Annotated in this window: 17 protein-coding genes; 5 read left to right on the top strand and 12 right to left on the bottom strand. The window is 63.2% G+C overall.

Going from position 1 to position 15894, the window contains the following annotated elements; all coding sequences use genetic code 11:
• Both aroC and JNM03_RS10360 read left to right on the top strand, forming a co-directional pair.
• Complete coding sequence (gene aroC, locus JNM03_RS10365) at positions 1 to 1077, top strand: chorismate synthase (RefSeq protein ID WP_294036378.1); 1077 nt, start codon at positions 1 to 3, stop codon at positions 1075 to 1077.
• A gap of 106 nt (positions 1078 to 1183) precedes the next feature.
• Positions 1184 to 2533 (top strand): dicarboxylate/amino acid:cation symporter, encoded by a 1350-nt coding sequence (locus JNM03_RS10360; RefSeq protein ID WP_294036377.1) that lies wholly within the window; start codon positions 1184 to 1186, stop codon positions 2531 to 2533.
• A gap of 9 nt (positions 2534 to 2542) precedes the next feature.
• Here the strand turns inward: JNM03_RS10360 and JNM03_RS10355 are convergent, their stop codons facing one another.
• Positions 2543 to 3421 carry a hypothetical protein gene (locus tag JNM03_RS10355; RefSeq protein ID WP_294036376.1) on the bottom strand — a complete coding sequence of 293 codons (879 nt, stop codon included), beginning with the start codon at positions 3419 to 3421 and terminating at the stop codon, positions 2543 to 2545.
• Positions 3422 to 3594: 173 nt separating this feature from the next.
• Between JNM03_RS10355 and JNM03_RS10350 the strand changes: the two genes are divergently transcribed.
• The 3 genes from JNM03_RS10350 (at position 3595) to JNM03_RS10340 (ending at position 6219) form a co-directional block, all read left to right on the top strand.
• Positions 3595 to 4986 (top strand): cytochrome P450, encoded by a 1392-nt coding sequence (locus tag JNM03_RS10350; protein ID WP_294036375.1) that lies wholly within the window; start codon positions 3595 to 3597, stop codon positions 4984 to 4986.
• A 73-nt stretch (positions 4987 to 5059) separates the two neighbouring features.
• Positions 5060 to 5500 (top strand): hypothetical protein, encoded by a 441-nt coding sequence (locus JNM03_RS10345; protein ID WP_294036374.1) that lies wholly within the window; start codon positions 5060 to 5062, stop codon positions 5498 to 5500.
• Complete coding sequence (locus JNM03_RS10340) at positions 5500 to 6219, top strand: extensin family protein (protein WP_294036373.1); 720 nt, start codon at positions 5500 to 5502, stop codon at positions 6217 to 6219. The genes JNM03_RS10345 and JNM03_RS10340 overlap by 1 nt, the downstream gene beginning before the upstream one ends.
• Here the strand turns inward: JNM03_RS10340 and JNM03_RS10335 are convergent, their stop codons facing one another.
• The 11 genes from JNM03_RS10335 to JNM03_RS10285 form a co-directional block, all read right to left on the bottom strand.
• The gene (locus JNM03_RS10335; RefSeq protein ID WP_294036372.1) at positions 6220 to 6576 is read right to left on the bottom strand and encodes an iron-sulfur cluster assembly accessory protein; all 357 of its coding nucleotides are present in this window, start codon (positions 6574 to 6576) and stop codon (positions 6220 to 6222) included.
• Positions 6576 to 7070, bottom strand: coding sequence for an SUF system Fe-S cluster assembly protein (locus JNM03_RS10330; protein WP_294036371.1), 495 nt, complete (start codon positions 7068 to 7070; stop codon positions 6576 to 6578). The genes JNM03_RS10335 and JNM03_RS10330 overlap by 1 nt, the downstream gene beginning before the upstream one ends.
• Positions 7067 to 8191, bottom strand: a complete 1125-nt coding sequence (locus tag JNM03_RS10325; RefSeq protein WP_294036421.1) for a cysteine desulfurase — start codon at positions 8189 to 8191, stop codon at positions 7067 to 7069. Before JNM03_RS10325 ends, JNM03_RS10330 begins: the two co-directional genes overlap by 4 nt.
• A gap of 53 nt (positions 8192 to 8244) precedes the next feature.
• Positions 8245 to 8976, bottom strand: coding sequence for a SufD family Fe-S cluster assembly protein (locus tag JNM03_RS10320; RefSeq protein ID WP_294036370.1), 732 nt, complete (start codon positions 8974 to 8976; stop codon positions 8245 to 8247).
• The gene (sufC, locus tag JNM03_RS10315) at positions 8973 to 9716 is read right to left on the bottom strand and encodes a Fe-S cluster assembly ATPase SufC (protein ID WP_294036369.1); all 744 of its coding nucleotides are present in this window, start codon (positions 9714 to 9716) and stop codon (positions 8973 to 8975) included. Before sufC ends, JNM03_RS10320 begins: the two co-directional genes overlap by 4 nt.
• A 137-nt stretch (positions 9717 to 9853) precedes the next feature.
• Positions 9854 to 10120, bottom strand: a complete 267-nt coding sequence (locus JNM03_RS10310) for a hypothetical protein (RefSeq protein ID WP_294036368.1) — start codon at positions 10118 to 10120, stop codon at positions 9854 to 9856.
• A 256-nt stretch (positions 10121 to 10376) separates the two neighbouring features.
• Entirely contained in the window at positions 10377 to 10772 is a 396-nt protein-coding gene (locus JNM03_RS10305) for a hypothetical protein (RefSeq protein ID WP_294036367.1), read from the bottom strand.
• Positions 10769 to 12256: a Fe-S cluster assembly protein SufB gene (gene sufB, locus JNM03_RS10300; RefSeq protein ID WP_294036366.1), complete on the bottom strand. Its 1488-nt coding sequence runs from the start codon at positions 12254 to 12256 to the stop codon at positions 10769 to 10771. The genes JNM03_RS10305 and sufB overlap by 4 nt, the downstream gene beginning before the upstream one ends.
• Positions 12253 to 12762, bottom strand: a complete 510-nt coding sequence (locus JNM03_RS10295; protein ID WP_294036365.1) for an SUF system Fe-S cluster assembly regulator — start codon at positions 12760 to 12762, stop codon at positions 12253 to 12255. Before JNM03_RS10295 ends, sufB begins: the two co-directional genes overlap by 4 nt.
• Positions 12763 to 13060: 298 nt before the next feature.
• Complete coding sequence (locus JNM03_RS10290) at positions 13061 to 13948, bottom strand: helix-turn-helix domain-containing protein (RefSeq protein ID WP_294036364.1); 888 nt, start codon at positions 13946 to 13948, stop codon at positions 13061 to 13063.
• 88 nt (positions 13949 to 14036) lie between these two features.
• Entirely contained in the window at positions 14037 to 15860 is a 1824-nt protein-coding gene (locus tag JNM03_RS10285) for a DUF885 family protein (RefSeq protein WP_294036363.1), read from the bottom strand.
• Positions 15861 to 15894 lie beyond the last annotated feature (34 nt).

The following is a 15894-nucleotide window of genomic DNA, read 5'->3' as shown; positions in this document are numbered from 1 at the left end:
ATGAGTTTCAACAGCTTTGGGCGCATCCTGCGCTTCACGACCTGGGGGGAAAGTCACGGCCCCGCGCTCGGCGCCGTCGTCGATGGCTGCCCGCCGCGGCTCTCGCTATCCGAAGGCGATATCCAGCCCTATCTCGACCAGCGCCGCCCCGGCCAGTCGCGCCACACGACGCAGCGGCAGGAACCCGACCAGGTGCGTATCCTGTCAGGGGTGTTCGAGGGCAAGACGACGGGTACGCCGATCAGTCTGATGATCGAGAATGTGGATCAGCGGTCGAAAGACTATGGCGAGATTGCGCAGGCCTATCGGCCCGGCCACGCCGATTATGCCTATGACGCCAAATATGGCATCCGCGACTATCGCGGCGGCGGGCGGTCGAGCGCGCGGGAAACCGCGGCGCGTGTTGCGGCAGGCGGTGTCGCGCGGCTGGTGATCCCGGAGGTGCAAATCCATGCCTGGGTGGCCGAGATCGGCGGAGATGCGATCGATCCTGCGAACTTCGACCTTGAAGAAATTGATCGCAATCCTTTTTTCTGCCCCGATGCGGCTACGGCGCAGCGCTGGGAAGGGTTGATGGATGCCGCGCGCAAATCGGGCAGTTCGCTCGGCGCGGTGATCGAATGTGCGGCAAGCGGCGTTCCCGCCGGCTGGGGGGCGCCGATCTATGCCAAGCTCGACAGCGACCTCGCCGCCGCGATGATGGGGATCAACGCCGTGAAGGGTGTCGAGATCGGCGCCGGCTTCCACGCGGCACGGCTGCGCGGCGAAGAAAACGCCGATCCCATGCGTCCTGCAACCGATGGCAGCAACCGCCCCGATTTCCTTTCGAACAATGCCGGCGGTATCGCGGGCGGTATCTCGACGGGCCAGCCAGTGATCGTGCGCGTCGCGTTCAAACCGACCAGTTCGATCCTCACGCCGGTGCCGACGATCAACAAGGCGGGTGAAGCAGCGGACATCGTCACCAAGGGTCGTCACGATCCCTGTGTGGGCATTCGTGGCGCACCGGTGGTCGCGGCGATGATGGCGTTGGTTCTGGCCGATCACAAGCTGCTGCATCGCGCCCAATGCGGCTGACAGCGGCCTGCCTGTCCTGAGTTCGCATCATCGATTGCCCGCGGCGGATCAGCCTGTTACCCCCGCCCGATAAGGACCCGCCGCGACGGGACAGGGGAGTGATTTGATGGAACGCCGCCTCACATTATATATTCTGATCGGCATGATCCTCGGGGTCATCGTCGGCTATGCGGTTCGGGTCACCGTTCCTGCCGACAGCGAGGCCTTTACCTATTGGCTGCGCAGTTTCACCCTGCTTTCGACGATCTTCCTCAACCTGATCAAGCTGATCGTCGCGCCGCTGATCCTGGGAACGCTGATTGCGGGCATCGCGCATATGGGCGACAGCGCCGCCCTTGGCCGCATCGGAACGCGCGCCATTGCCTGGTTCATTCTTGCCAGCCTGATCTCGATCAGTCTCGGCCTGCTTCTGGTCAATTTCTTCGAACCGGGCGCGGGGTTGAACCTGACCGTCGGTGCCCATTCGATTGCCGAGGTGGGCGAGGTCAAGAAGCTCGACCTGTTCGAATTCATCGAACATGTGTTTCCGAAGAATATCTTTCAGGCGATGGCGGAAAACAACGTCCTCCAGATCCTGGTCTTTTCCCTGTTCGCGGGCGTCGGCCTGACCGCCATCGGCGAAAAGGGCAGGCCGCTGGTGCGCGGCGCCGAGGCGCTTGCCGAACTCATGCTCCAGATCACCGGTTATGTCATGCGACTGGCGCCGATCGCGGTGTTCGGCGCGCTGGCGGGCGTGGTTGCGAAATACGGCCTCGGGATCCTTGCGACCTACACCGAGCTCGTGACCGAATTTTATCTGTCGCTCATCGTCTTGTGGGCGCTGCTGCTTGGTATCGGCGCGATCTTCCTGCGCCGCCGTATCGTCCAGTTGATCCGCTATGTGCGCGAACCGTTGCTCATTGCCTTCTCGACCGCGTCGTCGGAAGCCGCGATGCCGAAACTGTTCGAGCAGCTCGACCGGTTCGGCGTGCCGCGCCGGATTTCGGGGTTCGTACTGCCGCTGGGATACAGCTTCAATCTCGACGGATCGATGATGTACGCCAGCTTCGCGACGATCTTCATCGCGCAGGCCTATAATATCGAACTGTCGATGACGCAGCAGATCCTGATCCTGCTGACCTTGATGGTCTCTTCGAAGGGGATCGCGGCGGTGCCGCGGGCGAGCCTGGTGGTGATCACTGCGACGCTCGCGATGTTCGACCTGCCGATCGAAGGAGTCGCGCTGATCTTTGCGATCGACCAGTTCCTCGACATGGGCCGTACCGCGACGAACGTCGTCGGGAATGCCGTGGCGACCAGCGTCATCACCAAATGGGAAGGGATGCTCGAAGAGCCCGAACCGGCGGAAGCCGAACGGCCCCACGCCCCCGCCCACACGTCGCATCACGGTGCGCGCGGGCTGGAACTTCAGGAAGACATGGTCACCGATAAGCGGACCCCGCCGACCGACGCCTGATCGCGGACGCTATTCTTCGCGAACGCCGTTCGGGCGATCGACGCGCGGTGCGCGGCCGTGAGGTGCGCTGCGCGGCTCGGGCGCGCTGCGGACCGCCGGTGGTGCGCTGCGCTCCACGGGACGGGACGGGGCGGCCTGCTGGGTCGGCGCGGGGCGATAGGCGTCCGGACGCCCGGTGGGGGCCCGTTGAGGCGTACGTCCGGCCTCGGGATTGCGCGGCGTCCAGTTGCGCGGCGGGCGCTGCCCGACTGGCGGCGCGTTGAATACCTCGCCCGGTTCGGTCGCGGGCGTATTGCCGCGCGGCGGACGCGGGCGCGCATAGTTGCCGTCGCCCTGCGGCGGCCGCTGTGGCCGGCCGGCCCCGGGGCGATCGGGGCGTCCGGGATTGTTAGCGGAGGGCGGGGCGCCATTGCCTGTGCCGGGGGCGGGTGGTCGTGTTCCATATCGTCCATCGCCGTTGCCGCGGCCGGGACCGTTCCAGTGACCATCGCCGCGGCCGCCATGGTATTTCCACCACGCCCGGCGACCACCCCAATAGTTCAGATATTGGCCGCGCAGCGGATAACGGTTGTTATAGCTGTCGAAGAGCCACAGGCCCGATCCGGGGTAATAATAATTGTCGTACCAGCCGCCGCCAAAGCCGATGTTGACGAAGCCCGCGCCATAATCCGATGAGTCATAGCAGTCATAGCCATAGCCGTCGTCGTAGGCGTAACCGTCATAGTCATAGTAATTGGCGCCATAGCGCGAGATGCAGTCGCCGCCCGAAGCATAGCTCGTGCCATAGACATCGCCATAATAGCAGCCGCCCAGCGTCGCCGTGGCGATGGCCGCGAGTGCGACAGAGAGGGGGTGTCTGAAACTCCTGGCCCGGAAACGCTTCGCCATGACTTTGTCCTTCAGGGTGCAAACGGATGCGACCCGCTATCTTGCCATTGGATTGCATGAGTCGAGTTGAATTTGCGGTGAATGGAGTCCGGCAGCGGGACAGGCCTTACTTGCATTGATGTCAGCAGTTCTATAGCCACCGGGCGATCGCAACAACCGACGAGGTCGCCCCGATGAACGCCCCCGCGAAACCCTATTGGTCGGAGGGTCGTTTCGGCCCCGACACGGCGCATTGGCTGCCGCGCAATCCCGATGCGGTGCTGGACCATATTCCGGGCGAAGACGGCATGCCGGTCATCGGCAACACGCTCGAACAGCTTCGCGATTATCCGGGCTTTACGCGGCGGATGGTCGCGAAATACGGCCGTGTGTACCGCAACAACAGCTTTGGCGGGCGCAGCGTGGCGTTGCATGGGCCCGAGGCGAACGAACTGGTGATGTTCGACCGCGACAAGATCTTCTCGTCCGAGCAGGGGTGGGGACCGGTGCTCAACCTGCTGTTTCCGCGCGGGCTGATGCTCATGGATTTCGAAAAGCACCGGGCGGATCGCAAGGTGCTGTCGGTTGCTTTCAAGCCCGAACCGATGCGCCATTATGCGGACTCGCTCAACGAGGGGATCAGGGATCGTGTCCAGCAATGGAGCGGCAGGACATTCCAATTCTATCCGGCGATCAAGGAACTGACGCTCGACCTCGCGGCGACGAGCTTTCTCGGAATTCCATGGGGACCGGAGGCGGACAAGGTCAACAAGGCGTTCGTCGACATGGTGCAGGCGTCGATCGGCGTCGTGCGTCGCCCGTTGCCTTTCACGGCCATGGGCCGCGGCGCGAAAGGGCGCGCCTATCTGGTCGAATATTTCGGACGCATGGTGCCGGAGCGGCGGGACGGCGTGGGAGAAGATATTTTCAGCCAGATCTGCCGCGCCAAGGATGACGATGGCGAGTATCTGTCGGTCGACGCGATCGTCGATCACATGAATTTCCTGATGATGGCGGCGCATGACACCATCACCAGCTCGGTGACCTCGATGGTCTGGATGCTGGCGCAGCATCCCGAATGGCAGGATCGGCTGCGCGAAGAGATGCTGGGTGTCGCGCCGGCGGGCGAGGGGGTCGGGCACAACGGCCTTGGCGAACTGGAGCTCACCGAATGGGCGTTCAAGGAGTCGCTGCGGCTTGTTCCGCCGGTGCCCAGCTTTCCGCGCCGGGCGCTCAGGGATTTCGAATATGGTGGCTACCGGATTCCCGCCGGAACCAGCGTCGGGGTCAGTCCGTCCTTCACCCATATGATGGCGGAGCATTGGCCCGAGCCCGAGAAGTTCGACCCGATGCGCTTTGCGCCCGAGGCTGCGCGCGAGCGGCACAAATATGCCTGGGTGCCCTTTGGCGGCGGTGCGCACATGTGTCTGGGCCTGCACTTCGCTTACATGCAGGCGAAGATATTTTTCCACCACGTCGTGACGACGCATCGTATCGTCGTGCGCGATGGTTACGCGCCCGAATGGCAGGTGCTGCCGATTCCGCATCCCAAGGACGGGCTGACAGTGACGTTCGAACCGCTCTGATCTTTTATCTCCGCTTCGGCGACTTGCTGCCGGCGCCGCACCGCCTATCTTGGGGTTCCCGGATGGAGAGATTGTGGTCATGGTCTTTGCGTTGTTTCTCGTCGCCCTGATCGCTGCGATGATCTTTGCTCCCGAAACGCCGATCGCTGGCTGGCTGCATCGTCATCTGGTCGAGGAGCCGCTGCGGCTCTCCGCCCGTCTGGAGCGCAAGCATATCCTGTTCCTCGTCGTTGGAATGGTCGCGCTTCAGGGTTTCGCCATGACCCTGCCCGCCGAAATGGCGATGATCATGGCGTGGGATGTTACCGCCTATGTCGATGTGCTGATTGCCGGCTGGACGCTCTCCGCCTTTGCGCGCGCCCGTTCGATGCGGGCATGGATAGCCTTGCAGATCGGGCGGCTCTTGCCGCGCCGCGCGCGCATCCGGGCGCGGCGTATCCGGCGTGCAGTCCGGCCGCGCAGCGCCGCCAACGATGACGATCCTGCGTTTGTGGCCCTGTCACTGGCGGCGTGATGCCGGCCAGCCTCCGTCCCTATCTCGCCTGGTTTGCTGTCGCGGTATTGCTGACGCTGGGGGCAATCTGGGCGATGCAGTGGGTCCGCGCGCATCCGCAGCATTTCCCCGGCGCGCGCTTCGAGTTCGGCCAGCCGCAGGGCTGGGCCACGCATCGCAAGCTGATGGCGTTCACTGCGGACGACGCCGCCTGCTTCGCGGCTTTCGATCGTATCGGCGCGGGCTATGCGCGGCGGCCGGTGGTCGGCGTGGGGCAATGCCGCGCGAGTCAGCGTATGGTGTTGACCGGGAACCGCATGGTTCCCACGATGCGCCCCGCCAACGCCGCGCCGGGCTGCGCGGTGACTGCCGCGATGGCGTTATGGACCCGCGATGTGGTGCAACCGGCTGCCCGAAAATATTTCGGGCAAAAGGTCGTCGAACTCGAAAATCTTGGCAGTTACAATTGCCGCACGATCGCGGGGCGGAATGCGCAGAGTGAGCATTCGACCGCCAATGCGATCGATATCTCCGCCTTTGTCCTGGCTGACGGAACGCGGGTCGCGCTGATCAATGACTGGGCGCCCGGCGACAAGCGCAGCGAATTTCTCCACGAGGTCCGCGACGGATCGTGCGGCCTGTTCAGTACCGTGCTGTCACCCGACCATGATGCGGCGCACGCCGATCATTTCCATCTCGATATGGCAGTCAGGACCGCCGGCTGGTCGATCTGCCGCTGATCAGACGGTAAAGCTCTCTCCGCAGCCGCAGGCGCCCTTGGCGTTCGGGTTTGCGAACACGAAGCCGGCGGCGAAATCATCCTCGACCCAATCCATCGTACTGCCGATCAGGTACAGCACCGATGCGCCGTCGATATAGAAGGTGCCGCCTGGGGTTTCGATCTTCTCGTCGAACTTCTGCTCTTCGGTGACATAATCGACCGAGTAGGCGAGACCCGAGCAACCGCGGCGCGGGGTCGACAGCCGGACGCCGATCGCGCCTTCGGGGGCGGTCGCCATCAACTTTGCGATGCGGTCCTCGGCACCGGGCGTCAACGCGACGGCGGCGGGGCGGGCGCGGGATTTCGTTTCGATCATCACAGCATTCCCAGTTCAAGGCGCGCTTCGTCGCTCATATTCTGCGGCGACCAGGGCGGATCCCAGACGAGATTGACTTCGGCATCGCCGACCCCCGGTACCGCGCCGACCCGCAGTTCGACTTCGGCGGGCATCGATTCGGCGACCGGACAATGCGGCGTCGTCAGCGTCATCGTGATCATCACATGACCCTCGTCGATCTCGACGTTATAGATGAGGCCAAGATCATAGATATTGACCGGAATCTCCGGGTCATAAATGTCCTTGAGCGCGCCCACCACCGCTTCGTAGAGGTCGCCGCCGACGGCGTGCGGATCGGCTGCCGCCGGTTGCGCGGCGAGGAAACCTTCCAGATAGTCGCGCTTGCGTTCCAGCTTGGCGTCCATCGTTTCCGGCACCGGTTCGGCATCCGCGACCCGCGCCTTAGGCGGCGCCTCGACGCTGTCCACTTCCTCGACCCGAATCCTGGTCTCGCTCATTCGGTCCTCGCTCATCCGAAAATCCTCTCGACGCGGGCAAGGCCGTCGATCAGCGCCGCCACATCGTCTTCGTTGCTGTACATGCCAAAACTCGCGCGCGCGGTCGCGGGCACGCCGAGATGCTCCATCAGCGGCTGTGCGCAATGGTGCCCTGCGCGGATCGCGACCCCGCTTTCGTCCAAGATAGTGCCGATGTCGTGTGGATGAACCCCCGTCATCGCAAAGCTGACGATCCCGGCGCTGTTTTCCGGACCGAACACGGTGACGCTATTCCTGCGTGCCAGGGCTTCGCGCACTGTCCCGACCAACATGCATTCGTGCGCATGGATCGCGTCGACGCCGATGCTTTCAACATAGTCGACCGCCGCTGCGAGCCCGATCGCTTCAATGATCGCGGGCGTGCCTGCCTCGAAACGGGTGGGTGCGGGCGCGTATGTCGTACGTTCAAAGGTCACGCGGTCGATCATCGATCCGCCGCCCTGCCAGAGCGCCAGCGCCTCCAGCTTGTCGCTCCACAGCACGCCGATGCCGGTCGGGCCGTAGAGCTTGTGGCCCGAAAATACATAATAGTCGCAGCCGAGCGCGGCGACATCGACGGGCAGACGCGGCACCGCCTGGCACCCGTCGATCAGCAACTCGGCGCCGACGCGGTGCGCGAGTTCGCTTGCGCGCGCAACGTCGAGGGGGCTGCCGAGCACGTTCGAGACATGCGCGAAGGCGACCATCGTGTGTTCGGGGGTAAGCAGCTTCTCTGCGGCATCGAGGTTGATGCAGCCGTCGGTGGTCAGCGGGCAGACGTCGACCTGCCATCCCGCAAGCTGCCAGGGCACGATATTGCTGTGGTGCTCCAGCGTGGAGAGCAGCACACGCCCCTTGTTCGGATGTGAATAGGCGACAAGGTTGATCGCCTCGGTCGCGCCGCGCACGAACGCAACCTCGTTCTCGCGCGCGCCGATGAACGCCGCGATCCGCCGCCGCGCCGCCTCATAGGCGAGCGTCATGTCGGCCGAGCGAGCGTAAACGCCGCGATGCACGGTCGCATAATCGCGGCCCATCGCGGTCACCGTCGCATCGATCACGGCTTGCGGCTTTTGCGCGGTCGCGGCGGTGTCGAGATAATGCCAGCCGGGGGTCAGGCCGGGGAAGTCGGCGCGGACGTCGGGGAAGGTGCGCGCGGCGGTCGTGATGCTCACACCAGTTCTCCCAGCTTCGCGAGCGCGAGCGCGCGCAGCTTTTCCTCATCCTCGGCGCCGTCGAACACGCCTGCGACGAAAGCCTGCAACAGGATCTTTTTCGCTTCGGCCGGCGGCAAACCGCGCGACTGAAGGTAATAGAGCGCCATTGCGTCGAGTTCGCCGATCGCGCAACCGTGCGCGCATTTGACGTCGTCGGCGAAGATTTCGAGCTCGGGCTTGGCATTGGCGGTCGCGCTGCGATCCAGCAGCATCGCCTTCACATCCTGCTCGCTGTCGGTCTGCTGCGCATCGCGCGCGACGGCGACCTTGCCGAGATAGGTGCCCGTTGCCGTACCGCCGAGGACCGAGCGAACTGTCTGCCGCGACGTCGCGCCGCGCTCCGCATGGGTGACGGTGGTGACGATCTCCAGATTCTGTTCGCCGCCGCCGATCTGCGCCGCACCGAGCGTGAAATCGGCGCCTTCGTGCAGCGTCACCCCTAGTTCGATACGGCCATAGGCGCCGCCGATGTTGAGGACATGCAGCGCCGCGGTCGCGCCCTTGCCAAGCACGAGCTCGATCTGGCGGATGGTTCCTTCGTCCTGCACGATCGCGCGGCGAAAGTCGCCGCCCGCGGGCACGATGATGCTTTCAGGCGCGGGCAACGGCCACGTCGCAGTCACCGCGTCGATGTCGCTATAGCGCCACGCTTCGTCGCGCCGCGAGGGAAGGGCGCTCACGCTCAAGCTGCGATCTCCGCATAGCCTTCGCGTTCGAGTTCGAGCGCCAGTTCGGGGCCGCCCGACTTGACGATCCGTCCGGCGGCGAGGACATGGACGAAATCGGGCTGCACATAGTCGAGCAGGCGTTGGTAATGGGTAATCAGCAGCACCGCCTTGTCGGGGCGGCGCATGATAGCGTTGATCCCGTCGCCGACGATGCGCAGGGCGTCGATGTCCAGCCCCGAGTCCGTTTCGTCCAGAATAGCGACCTTCGGGTCGAGGATGCCCATCTGAACCATCTCGTTGCGCTTTTTCTCGCCGCCCGAAAAGCCGACGTTCACGGGGCGTTTCAGCATGTCCATGTCCATCTTGAGCAGCCCGGCCTTCTCGCGCGCCAGCTTCAGGAAATCGCCGCCCGACAGCGGTTCCTGCCCACGCGCCTTGCGCTGTGCGTTCAGGCTCTCACGCAGGAACTGGACGTTCGACACACCGGGGATTTCGACCGGATATTGAAAGCCGAGGAACAGACCTGCGGCCGCGCGCTCGTGCGGGTCCATGTCGAGCAGATTCTGTTCGTCGAAGGTCGCCGATCCTTCGGTGACCTCATACCCCGGCCGTCCGCCAAGCACGTAGGACAACGTCGATTTGCCCGCACCGTTCGGCCCCATGATCGCATGGATCTCGCCCGCATTGATGGCAAGCGACAGGCCTTTCAGGATCGGCTTGTCGGCGACGGTCGCGTGGAGGTTTTCAATTTTCAGCATTTCGGGCTTTCAGGCAGGATTGGTCGCCGCGCGCATGCCGGAGGCATGCGACGACGCGCCGCGGCGCAGCGAAGCGTTCCGCGGTCGACGAGACAAGATGGAGCAATGATTTGCCGGGAAGGCGGGATAAGCGGCGGCTACTCGGCCGCGAAGATTTCCACCAGCTCCGAATTGGCGACGGCTTCCACGCCGATCACGCTGGTATTCTGGAGGTGCTGCAACCGCTGGATCAGCATGCTGACGGCGTGGTGCGGTATCATGACGACCTCGTCGCGATCCCCCCGTTCCAATCCCTTTTGCTGACGGATCAGCACGCCCTGCCGCGTCGGATAGGCGGCTACCGCCTGCACCGGATGCACGACCAGATCGGCTTCGGACCAGTCGAATTCCAAACCCCGTGCCATCGCGCTGCCTCCAGACCGAATCGGATAGAAGGACAGAATATGACAAAGGCATGATTTCCCATGTCCCCGGATGCGGACTGGACGAAATTATAGTTAATGCTGGCGCAGCGGCGGCGCCATTGATGCCAGGTTTGGCGCGGGCTGTCTCGATTTGGGACGCCTGCGGCTGCCGGGCGACCAGCATTCGCGCCATGGGCAGCGGGCTGGCGGTGACGGAAGTGCTTGGGCGTTCGGTCATGGGCATCTGCGGCAACTTCTATTGCGCTGGCGCGCCGGACGCGCGCTCCGCTGCAACTTCATTTCGAAAGCAGAGATTGCGCTTCTGACGAAAATCGCGCGCCGCCGCGTCCGTTTCGGCGGCATCATGCGAGACGCGCATCATTCGGTTGTACTCCGCGCGATGGCGATTGTAGCAGGCAACCATCGCCCGGCAGAAGGACCGGTCGGATTTTCCGTCGCCCGACGTCGTCGCCGTTCGACAGATAAAGGTCTGCTTTTTCTGGTCATAATAGGGCATCGTGAACCGCCAACGGGCGGCTTGCCTTTCTTCCTGCGCCGTGAGCGCGCTCCGCCCCTCGGTCGCGGCATCGCTTGCGGCCGACAGCTGCAGAAGCAGGCCGAACCCGGCCGACAGGGCCGTCGGTCCGATCACCCCACGCTCCCCTCGAGGCTGATCCCCAGCAGCTTCTGCGCCTCGACCGCGAACTCCATCGGCAGTTGCTGCAGCACTTCCTTCGCAAAGCCGTTGACGATCAGCGCCACCGCCTCTTCCTGACTCAACCCGCGCTGCATCGCATAGAAAAGCTGGTCGTCGCTGATCTTGCTTGTCGTCGCTTCATGTTCGACGGTCGCGGTCGGGTTGCGGACTTCGATGTACGGCACCGTGTGCGCACCGCATCGGTCGCCCAGCAGCAGGCTGTCGCACTGGGTGAAGTTGCGCACGCCTTCGGCGTTTGGCGCGACGCGGACCAGACCGCGATAGGTGTTGTTCGATCGGCCCGCGCTGATGCCCTTGCTGATGATGGTGGAGCGCGTGCGCTTGCCATTGTGGATCATCTTCGTGCCGGTGTCGGCCTGCTGGAAATTGTTGGTGACCGCGACCGAATAGAATTCGCCGACGCTGTCGTCGCCGTTGAGGACGCAGCTTGGGTATTTCCAGGTGATCGCGCTGCCGGTTTCGACCTGCGTCCACGATACCTTGGCGCGCGCGCCCTGACACAGGGCGCGCTTGGTCACGAAATTATAGATGCCGCCCAGTCCTTCGGCATTGCCCGGATACCAGTTCTGAACGGTGCTGTACTTGATCTCCGCATCGTCGAGCGCGACCAGTTCGACCACCGCGGCGTGGAGCTGGTTCTCGTCGCGCATCGGCGCGGTGCAGCCTTCGAGATAACTGACATAGGCGCCCTTGTCGGCGATGATCAAAGTGCGCTCGAACTGCCCTGTATTCTCGGCATTGATGCGGAAATAAGTCGACAGCTCCATCGGGCAGCGCACCCCTTCGGGCACGTAGACGAAAGTGCCGTCGGAAAAGACCGCGCAGTTGAGCGTCGCGAAATAATTGTCATGCATCGGCACGACCTTGCCGAGCCACTTTTTTACCAGCTCCGGATATTCGCGGATCGCTTCGCTGATCGACAGGAAGATGACGCCGGCGCGCTTCAATTCCTCGCGAAAGGTCGTCGCGACGCTGACGCTGTCGAACACCGCATCGACCGCGACCTTGCGCGCGCCTTCGACGCCGGCGAGCACCTTCTGCTCCTCGATTGGAATGCCGAGCTTCTTGTAGACTTCGAGGATCTCGGGATCGACTTCGTCCAGCGACGACAGCTTTGGCTTCGCCTTCGGTGCCGCGTAATAATAAGCGTCCTGGTAATCGATCGGCGGGACGTTGAGCTTTGCCCAATCGGGCGTTTCCATCGTCTGCCAGTGGCGAAAGGCCTTCAGTCGCCAGTCGAGCATCCATTCAGGCTCGTTCTTCTTTGCACTGATGAAGCGGACCGTTTCTTCGGTCAGGCCCTTGGGCGCAAAATCGGTCTCGATGGCGGAGGACCAGCCATGCTCGTAATCGGCAACCTTTGCAGCTGCGTCGTGCGCGGCCTGGTCCTTGACGGGAAGCTCGGTATTATCGGTCATTGCAGAATCCCGTTCGCCTCGAGCGACGTCGCGAGGCCCATGGTTTGTATCGTGTCGAGCGCTGTCCCGGCGTCGCTCGACGCAAACGGACCTGACAGTCGCGGTGTCACGGCCAGACTTGCCAGGCTGATCCCGGCCAGCGCGCCGCGCACGGCGCCGTTCACGACGCCCCAGTGCGGCTGGACTTTGCAGCTCCCTTCCAGCGAGCAGTCGTGTCGTCCTTCGGAAACACAAGATGTCAGTGCGATCGGGCCTTCGACCGCCTCGATGATATCGGCGACATTGATCGCGGCGGCCGGCCGCGCAAGCCGGATGCCGCCGCCGCTGCCGCGCGAGGCGACAAGGAGTCCGGCGCGGGCGAGCTGGCTTACCAGCTTTTGCGCCGTCGGCCCTGGAATACCGGTCTGCTCGGCGAGCACGCCGGCGCTCAGCGCGACCGACCCGCACTGGCGGGCGGCGGCGCTCATCAGCACCACGGCATAATCGGCAAGGTTGGACAGGCGCATGTTCTTTTCCGTCGCAGTTGCGAACGATTCTTAACTGGAGTAAATTACTCCACTTATATAGGCGAAGGGTTCGCGGCGCGCAAGCAAGGCGCGGTTTCGCGCGGCCAAGAAAATTCTCGGGCCAAAAAAAGCACCCGCCTGACGCATGTCAAACGGGTGCCAAGATGAAGGTCTCTGTCCTCGTGCGAGGAAGAGTTCTTCTGGGTCGCATGTTCTGACTATGCGTCGCCGGTGATTCGCGATTGTACGAAAACGCCAAATCGTCATTCGGCGCTATTTTATTTCGTCCCGTCGTGGTTCAGGTGTCCGACACCAGCGGACTGACTTTGCCGGTCAATTCCTTCCGGCCGCGCGTCGTCGCCTCGGTGTAGAGCGTGGGCCGGGCCAACTGGCCGGGGGTTGCCCCCGCGAACCGCTTCATTTCGCGGATCAGGTGCGACTGGTCGTAAAAGGCATCGCCGAGCTGCGCCGATTCCAGCGTCTCGCCGCGGGCGAGCGAAGAGGCCGCGCGTACCGCGCGATATTTGCGCGCCAGCATGCGCGGCGACAGGCCGTAATAATGTTTCGTCATGCGCTCGACCGATCGGATCGACATCCCCGTCGCCTCGACGAGTTCGGGGACCTGCGGCGATGGCGATCGGGTCAGCCAATCATCGACGGTGCGCGTGAACCACACCGGGGCCGGCTCGTTCTTCTTCAGGATTTCGCGGACGAAATTATTACCGATCACCCGGCGTTCGTCGGTATTCTCGGCCTGGATCAGCGCTTCGATGACCTCCTCGATCCAGTCGCCGAACAGGTCGGCGGCGTCCATCGCGCGGTCGGTCAGCTTGTCGGCATGTTCGCCCATCAGCGTCGCCCAGCCCGCGGGCATCATCCCGAAACCATAGATCCGCAAGGGGCCGCGTCCGGTCGCGCGCACGCTGCCGCTGGTCGGCCCGATGATCGTGGCGCGCTTCGCGGGGAAACGATAGCCATCGGGAAAGACATATTCGCCTTCGGCAACGCTCATGATGCGAAACTGCGGACGGTCGGCGCGTTCGACTTCGTCGAACAGCGGCATATCGAGGCGCACGAAATAAAAGCTCGACACCATTTCCGCCAGATCGGGATCGGGCGGAAAATATTGCAGTTCGAACGGCGTATCGCCGTCGTCGCCCGATGGCGAAGAGGTGTGTTCCGACATACGAGACCGACCCTGGGCAGCTTTGTTGCCGCCTTTCTCTATCCTCTTATAATTTTCTATTTGTCGTGATGCGTCAACCCGCAATTACCTATCTGACATCCTTCTCATGAGCGATCCACGTATTGACGCGCCGATCGAGGACGTCGAGCGGTACCGGGCCGGACTGCAACACGACGTCATGGAACGCCTTGAAATCGAAGCGCGGACCCAGCGCGGCCTGCGCCCGTTCGCGCAGTTCCATGATCTTCAGCTTGCCGATCATATAGGCCGTCGCCTGACCGGGGTAGACGATATAGCGTTCGATCGCCTTTTCGATGTCGCCCTGCGGATTGGGGGTGTTGTCTTTCAAATACTGAATCGCCTGCTCGCGGCTCCATCGCTTGTCGTGGATGCCGGTATCGACGACGAGGCGGCACGCGCGCCACAATTCCATGCCGAGGCGACCGAAGTCGCTATAGGGATCGGTGTAGAAGCCCATGTCCTTTGCAAGCTCCTCCGAATAGAGGCCCCAGCCTTCGGTGTAGGCGGTAAAGCCGCCGAAGCGCCGGAATGGTGGCAGGCCGGTGAGTTCGGTCTGCACCGCACGCTGCAGGTGATGTCCCGGTACGCCCTCGTGATACGCCAGCGCTTCGAGTTCGGTCTTCGACATGTCACGCAGGTCATAGAGGTTCACATAATAAGTGCCGGGCCGCGACCCGTCGGGCGAGGGAGAGGAATAAAAGGCCTTGCCTGCCGACTTTTCCCGAAACGCCTCCACCGCCTTCACCTTCAACGGGGCTTTGGGCAGCGTGTTGAAGAAGGCGGGAAGCCGCGCTTCCATCGCTTTCACCTTGGCCGCGACGTCGGCCAGATACGCCTCGCGCGTGTCGTAATAATATTGCGGGCTTGTCCGCAGATGCTCGAAGAATTGCGGCAGCGTGCCCTTGAAGCCAACCTTCTTCATGATCGTCTTCATCTCGCCATGAATGCGCGCGACTTCGGCGAGGCCGAGGTCGTGGATTTGGGCCGCGGTCATATCGGTGGTGGTGTAGTTCGACAGCAAGGCTTCGTAATAGGCCTTGCCTTCGGGCATCCGCCATACGCCATCGACCATTGGCGCGCTCGCCTGCTGGCGCTTCATTTCGGTCTGCAACCGCGCATAGGCCGGGCCAGCGCTTTCGACCCAGGCCGCTTTCGCCGCCGCCACAAGACGCACCTTTTCCGCGGCGTCGATATCCAGTTTCCCGACCTTTGCGGTGATGTCCTCGATCACCGCGTTGTCGGGCTTCATCAGATTGTCGATATCCGAAATCACATAGGCATAGACCCACTTCGGCGGCGCATAGCCTTTCGCGGCGCGCTCAGCCGACTGCGCCGACAAGGTGTCGAGCAGGGGTCCAAGACCGCGGATCCGCTCGATATACGCCTGTGCTTCGGCGGCGTTCGCGACGCGATGAATATTGATCAGGAAGGCGGGAAGCTGGCTCTGAGCGCCATTCATCTGGTCGAAGATATATTCATGGTCGCGGTACGCGAACAGCCGGTCGGCGCGCTCGGCCTTCGAATTGAACAGTTCGAACGACAGCGCTTCGTCTTCGTTCAGCGTTTTTGGATCGAAGCTGCCGCGCATCGCGGCGGCGCTGGCCTGCTGAAGCTTGTGGCTCGCCACTTCAGCCTCGTCGCTGACGTCGTTCCAGCGCGCGTAGTCGGCGTCGCGAATTCCGCGATAGGCCTTGCCCTGCGGACTCAGCGATAGCTGGGCGGCATCGTAATTGTCGAAGAATTGCGCAAGCGTCGCGCCCGCAGGCGCCGCGGCCGGAGCGGGCGACGAGGCCGTCGCCGGGGCCTCTTTCACGGCCACCGGGGTGCAGGCGGTCGATCCGACGACGAACAATGCGGTGGACAGACGGACGGCCAGGCGAAGCTGCAACACGATTTTCTCCCTGTTTTTCCAATAGTGACGGGCT

Origin of the sequence: Sphingopyxis sp., assembly GCF_016793825.1 — a bacterium.
In the GTDB taxonomy this organism is placed as follows: domain Bacteria; phylum Pseudomonadota; class Alphaproteobacteria; order Sphingomonadales; family Sphingomonadaceae; genus Sphingopyxis.
This window is presented reverse-complemented; position numbering and strand designations above follow the sequence as displayed.

Bases quoted from the DNA above. Each gene is read 5' to 3' on its own strand.
- JNM03_RS10310 (WP_294036368.1), bottom strand. From the start codon at position 10,120: ATGGCACGGGGTTTGGAATTCGACTGGTCCGAAGCCGATCTGGTCGTG.
- aroC (WP_294036378.1), top strand. From the start codon at position 1: ATGAGTTTCAACAGCTTTGGGCGCATCCTGCGCTTCACGACCTGGGGG.
- JNM03_RS10340 (WP_294036373.1), top strand. From the start codon at position 5,500: ATGCCGGCCAGCCTCCGTCCCTATCTCGCCTGGTTTGCTGTCGCGGTA.
- JNM03_RS10335 (WP_294036372.1), bottom strand. From the start codon at position 6,576: ATGATCGAAACGAAATCCCGCGCCCGCCCCGCCGCCGTCGCGTTGACG.
- JNM03_RS10295 (WP_294036365.1), bottom strand. From the start codon at position 12,762: ATGCGCCTGTCCAACCTTGCCGATTATGCCGTGGTGCTGATGAGCGCC.
- JNM03_RS10290 (WP_294036364.1), bottom strand. From the start codon at position 13,948: ATGTCGGAACACACCTCTTCGCCATCGGGCGACGACGGCGATACGCCG.
- sufC (WP_294036369.1), bottom strand. From the start codon at position 9,716: ATGCTGAAAATTGAAAACCTCCACGCGACCGTCGCCGACAAGCCGATC.
- JNM03_RS10360 (WP_294036377.1), top strand. From the start codon at position 1,184: ATGGAACGCCGCCTCACATTATATATTCTGATCGGCATGATCCTCGGG.
- JNM03_RS10355 (WP_294036376.1), bottom strand. From the start codon at position 3,421: ATGGCGAAGCGTTTCCGGGCCAGGAGTTTCAGACACCCCCTCTCTGTC.
- sufB (WP_294036366.1), bottom strand. From the start codon at position 12,256: ATGACCGATAATACCGAGCTTCCCGTCAAGGACCAGGCCGCGCACGAC.
- JNM03_RS10330 (WP_294036371.1), bottom strand. From the start codon at position 7,070: ATGAGCGAGGACCGAATGAGCGAGACCAGGATTCGGGTCGAGGAAGTG.
- JNM03_RS10350 (WP_294036375.1), top strand. From the start codon at position 3,595: ATGAACGCCCCCGCGAAACCCTATTGGTCGGAGGGTCGTTTCGGCCCC.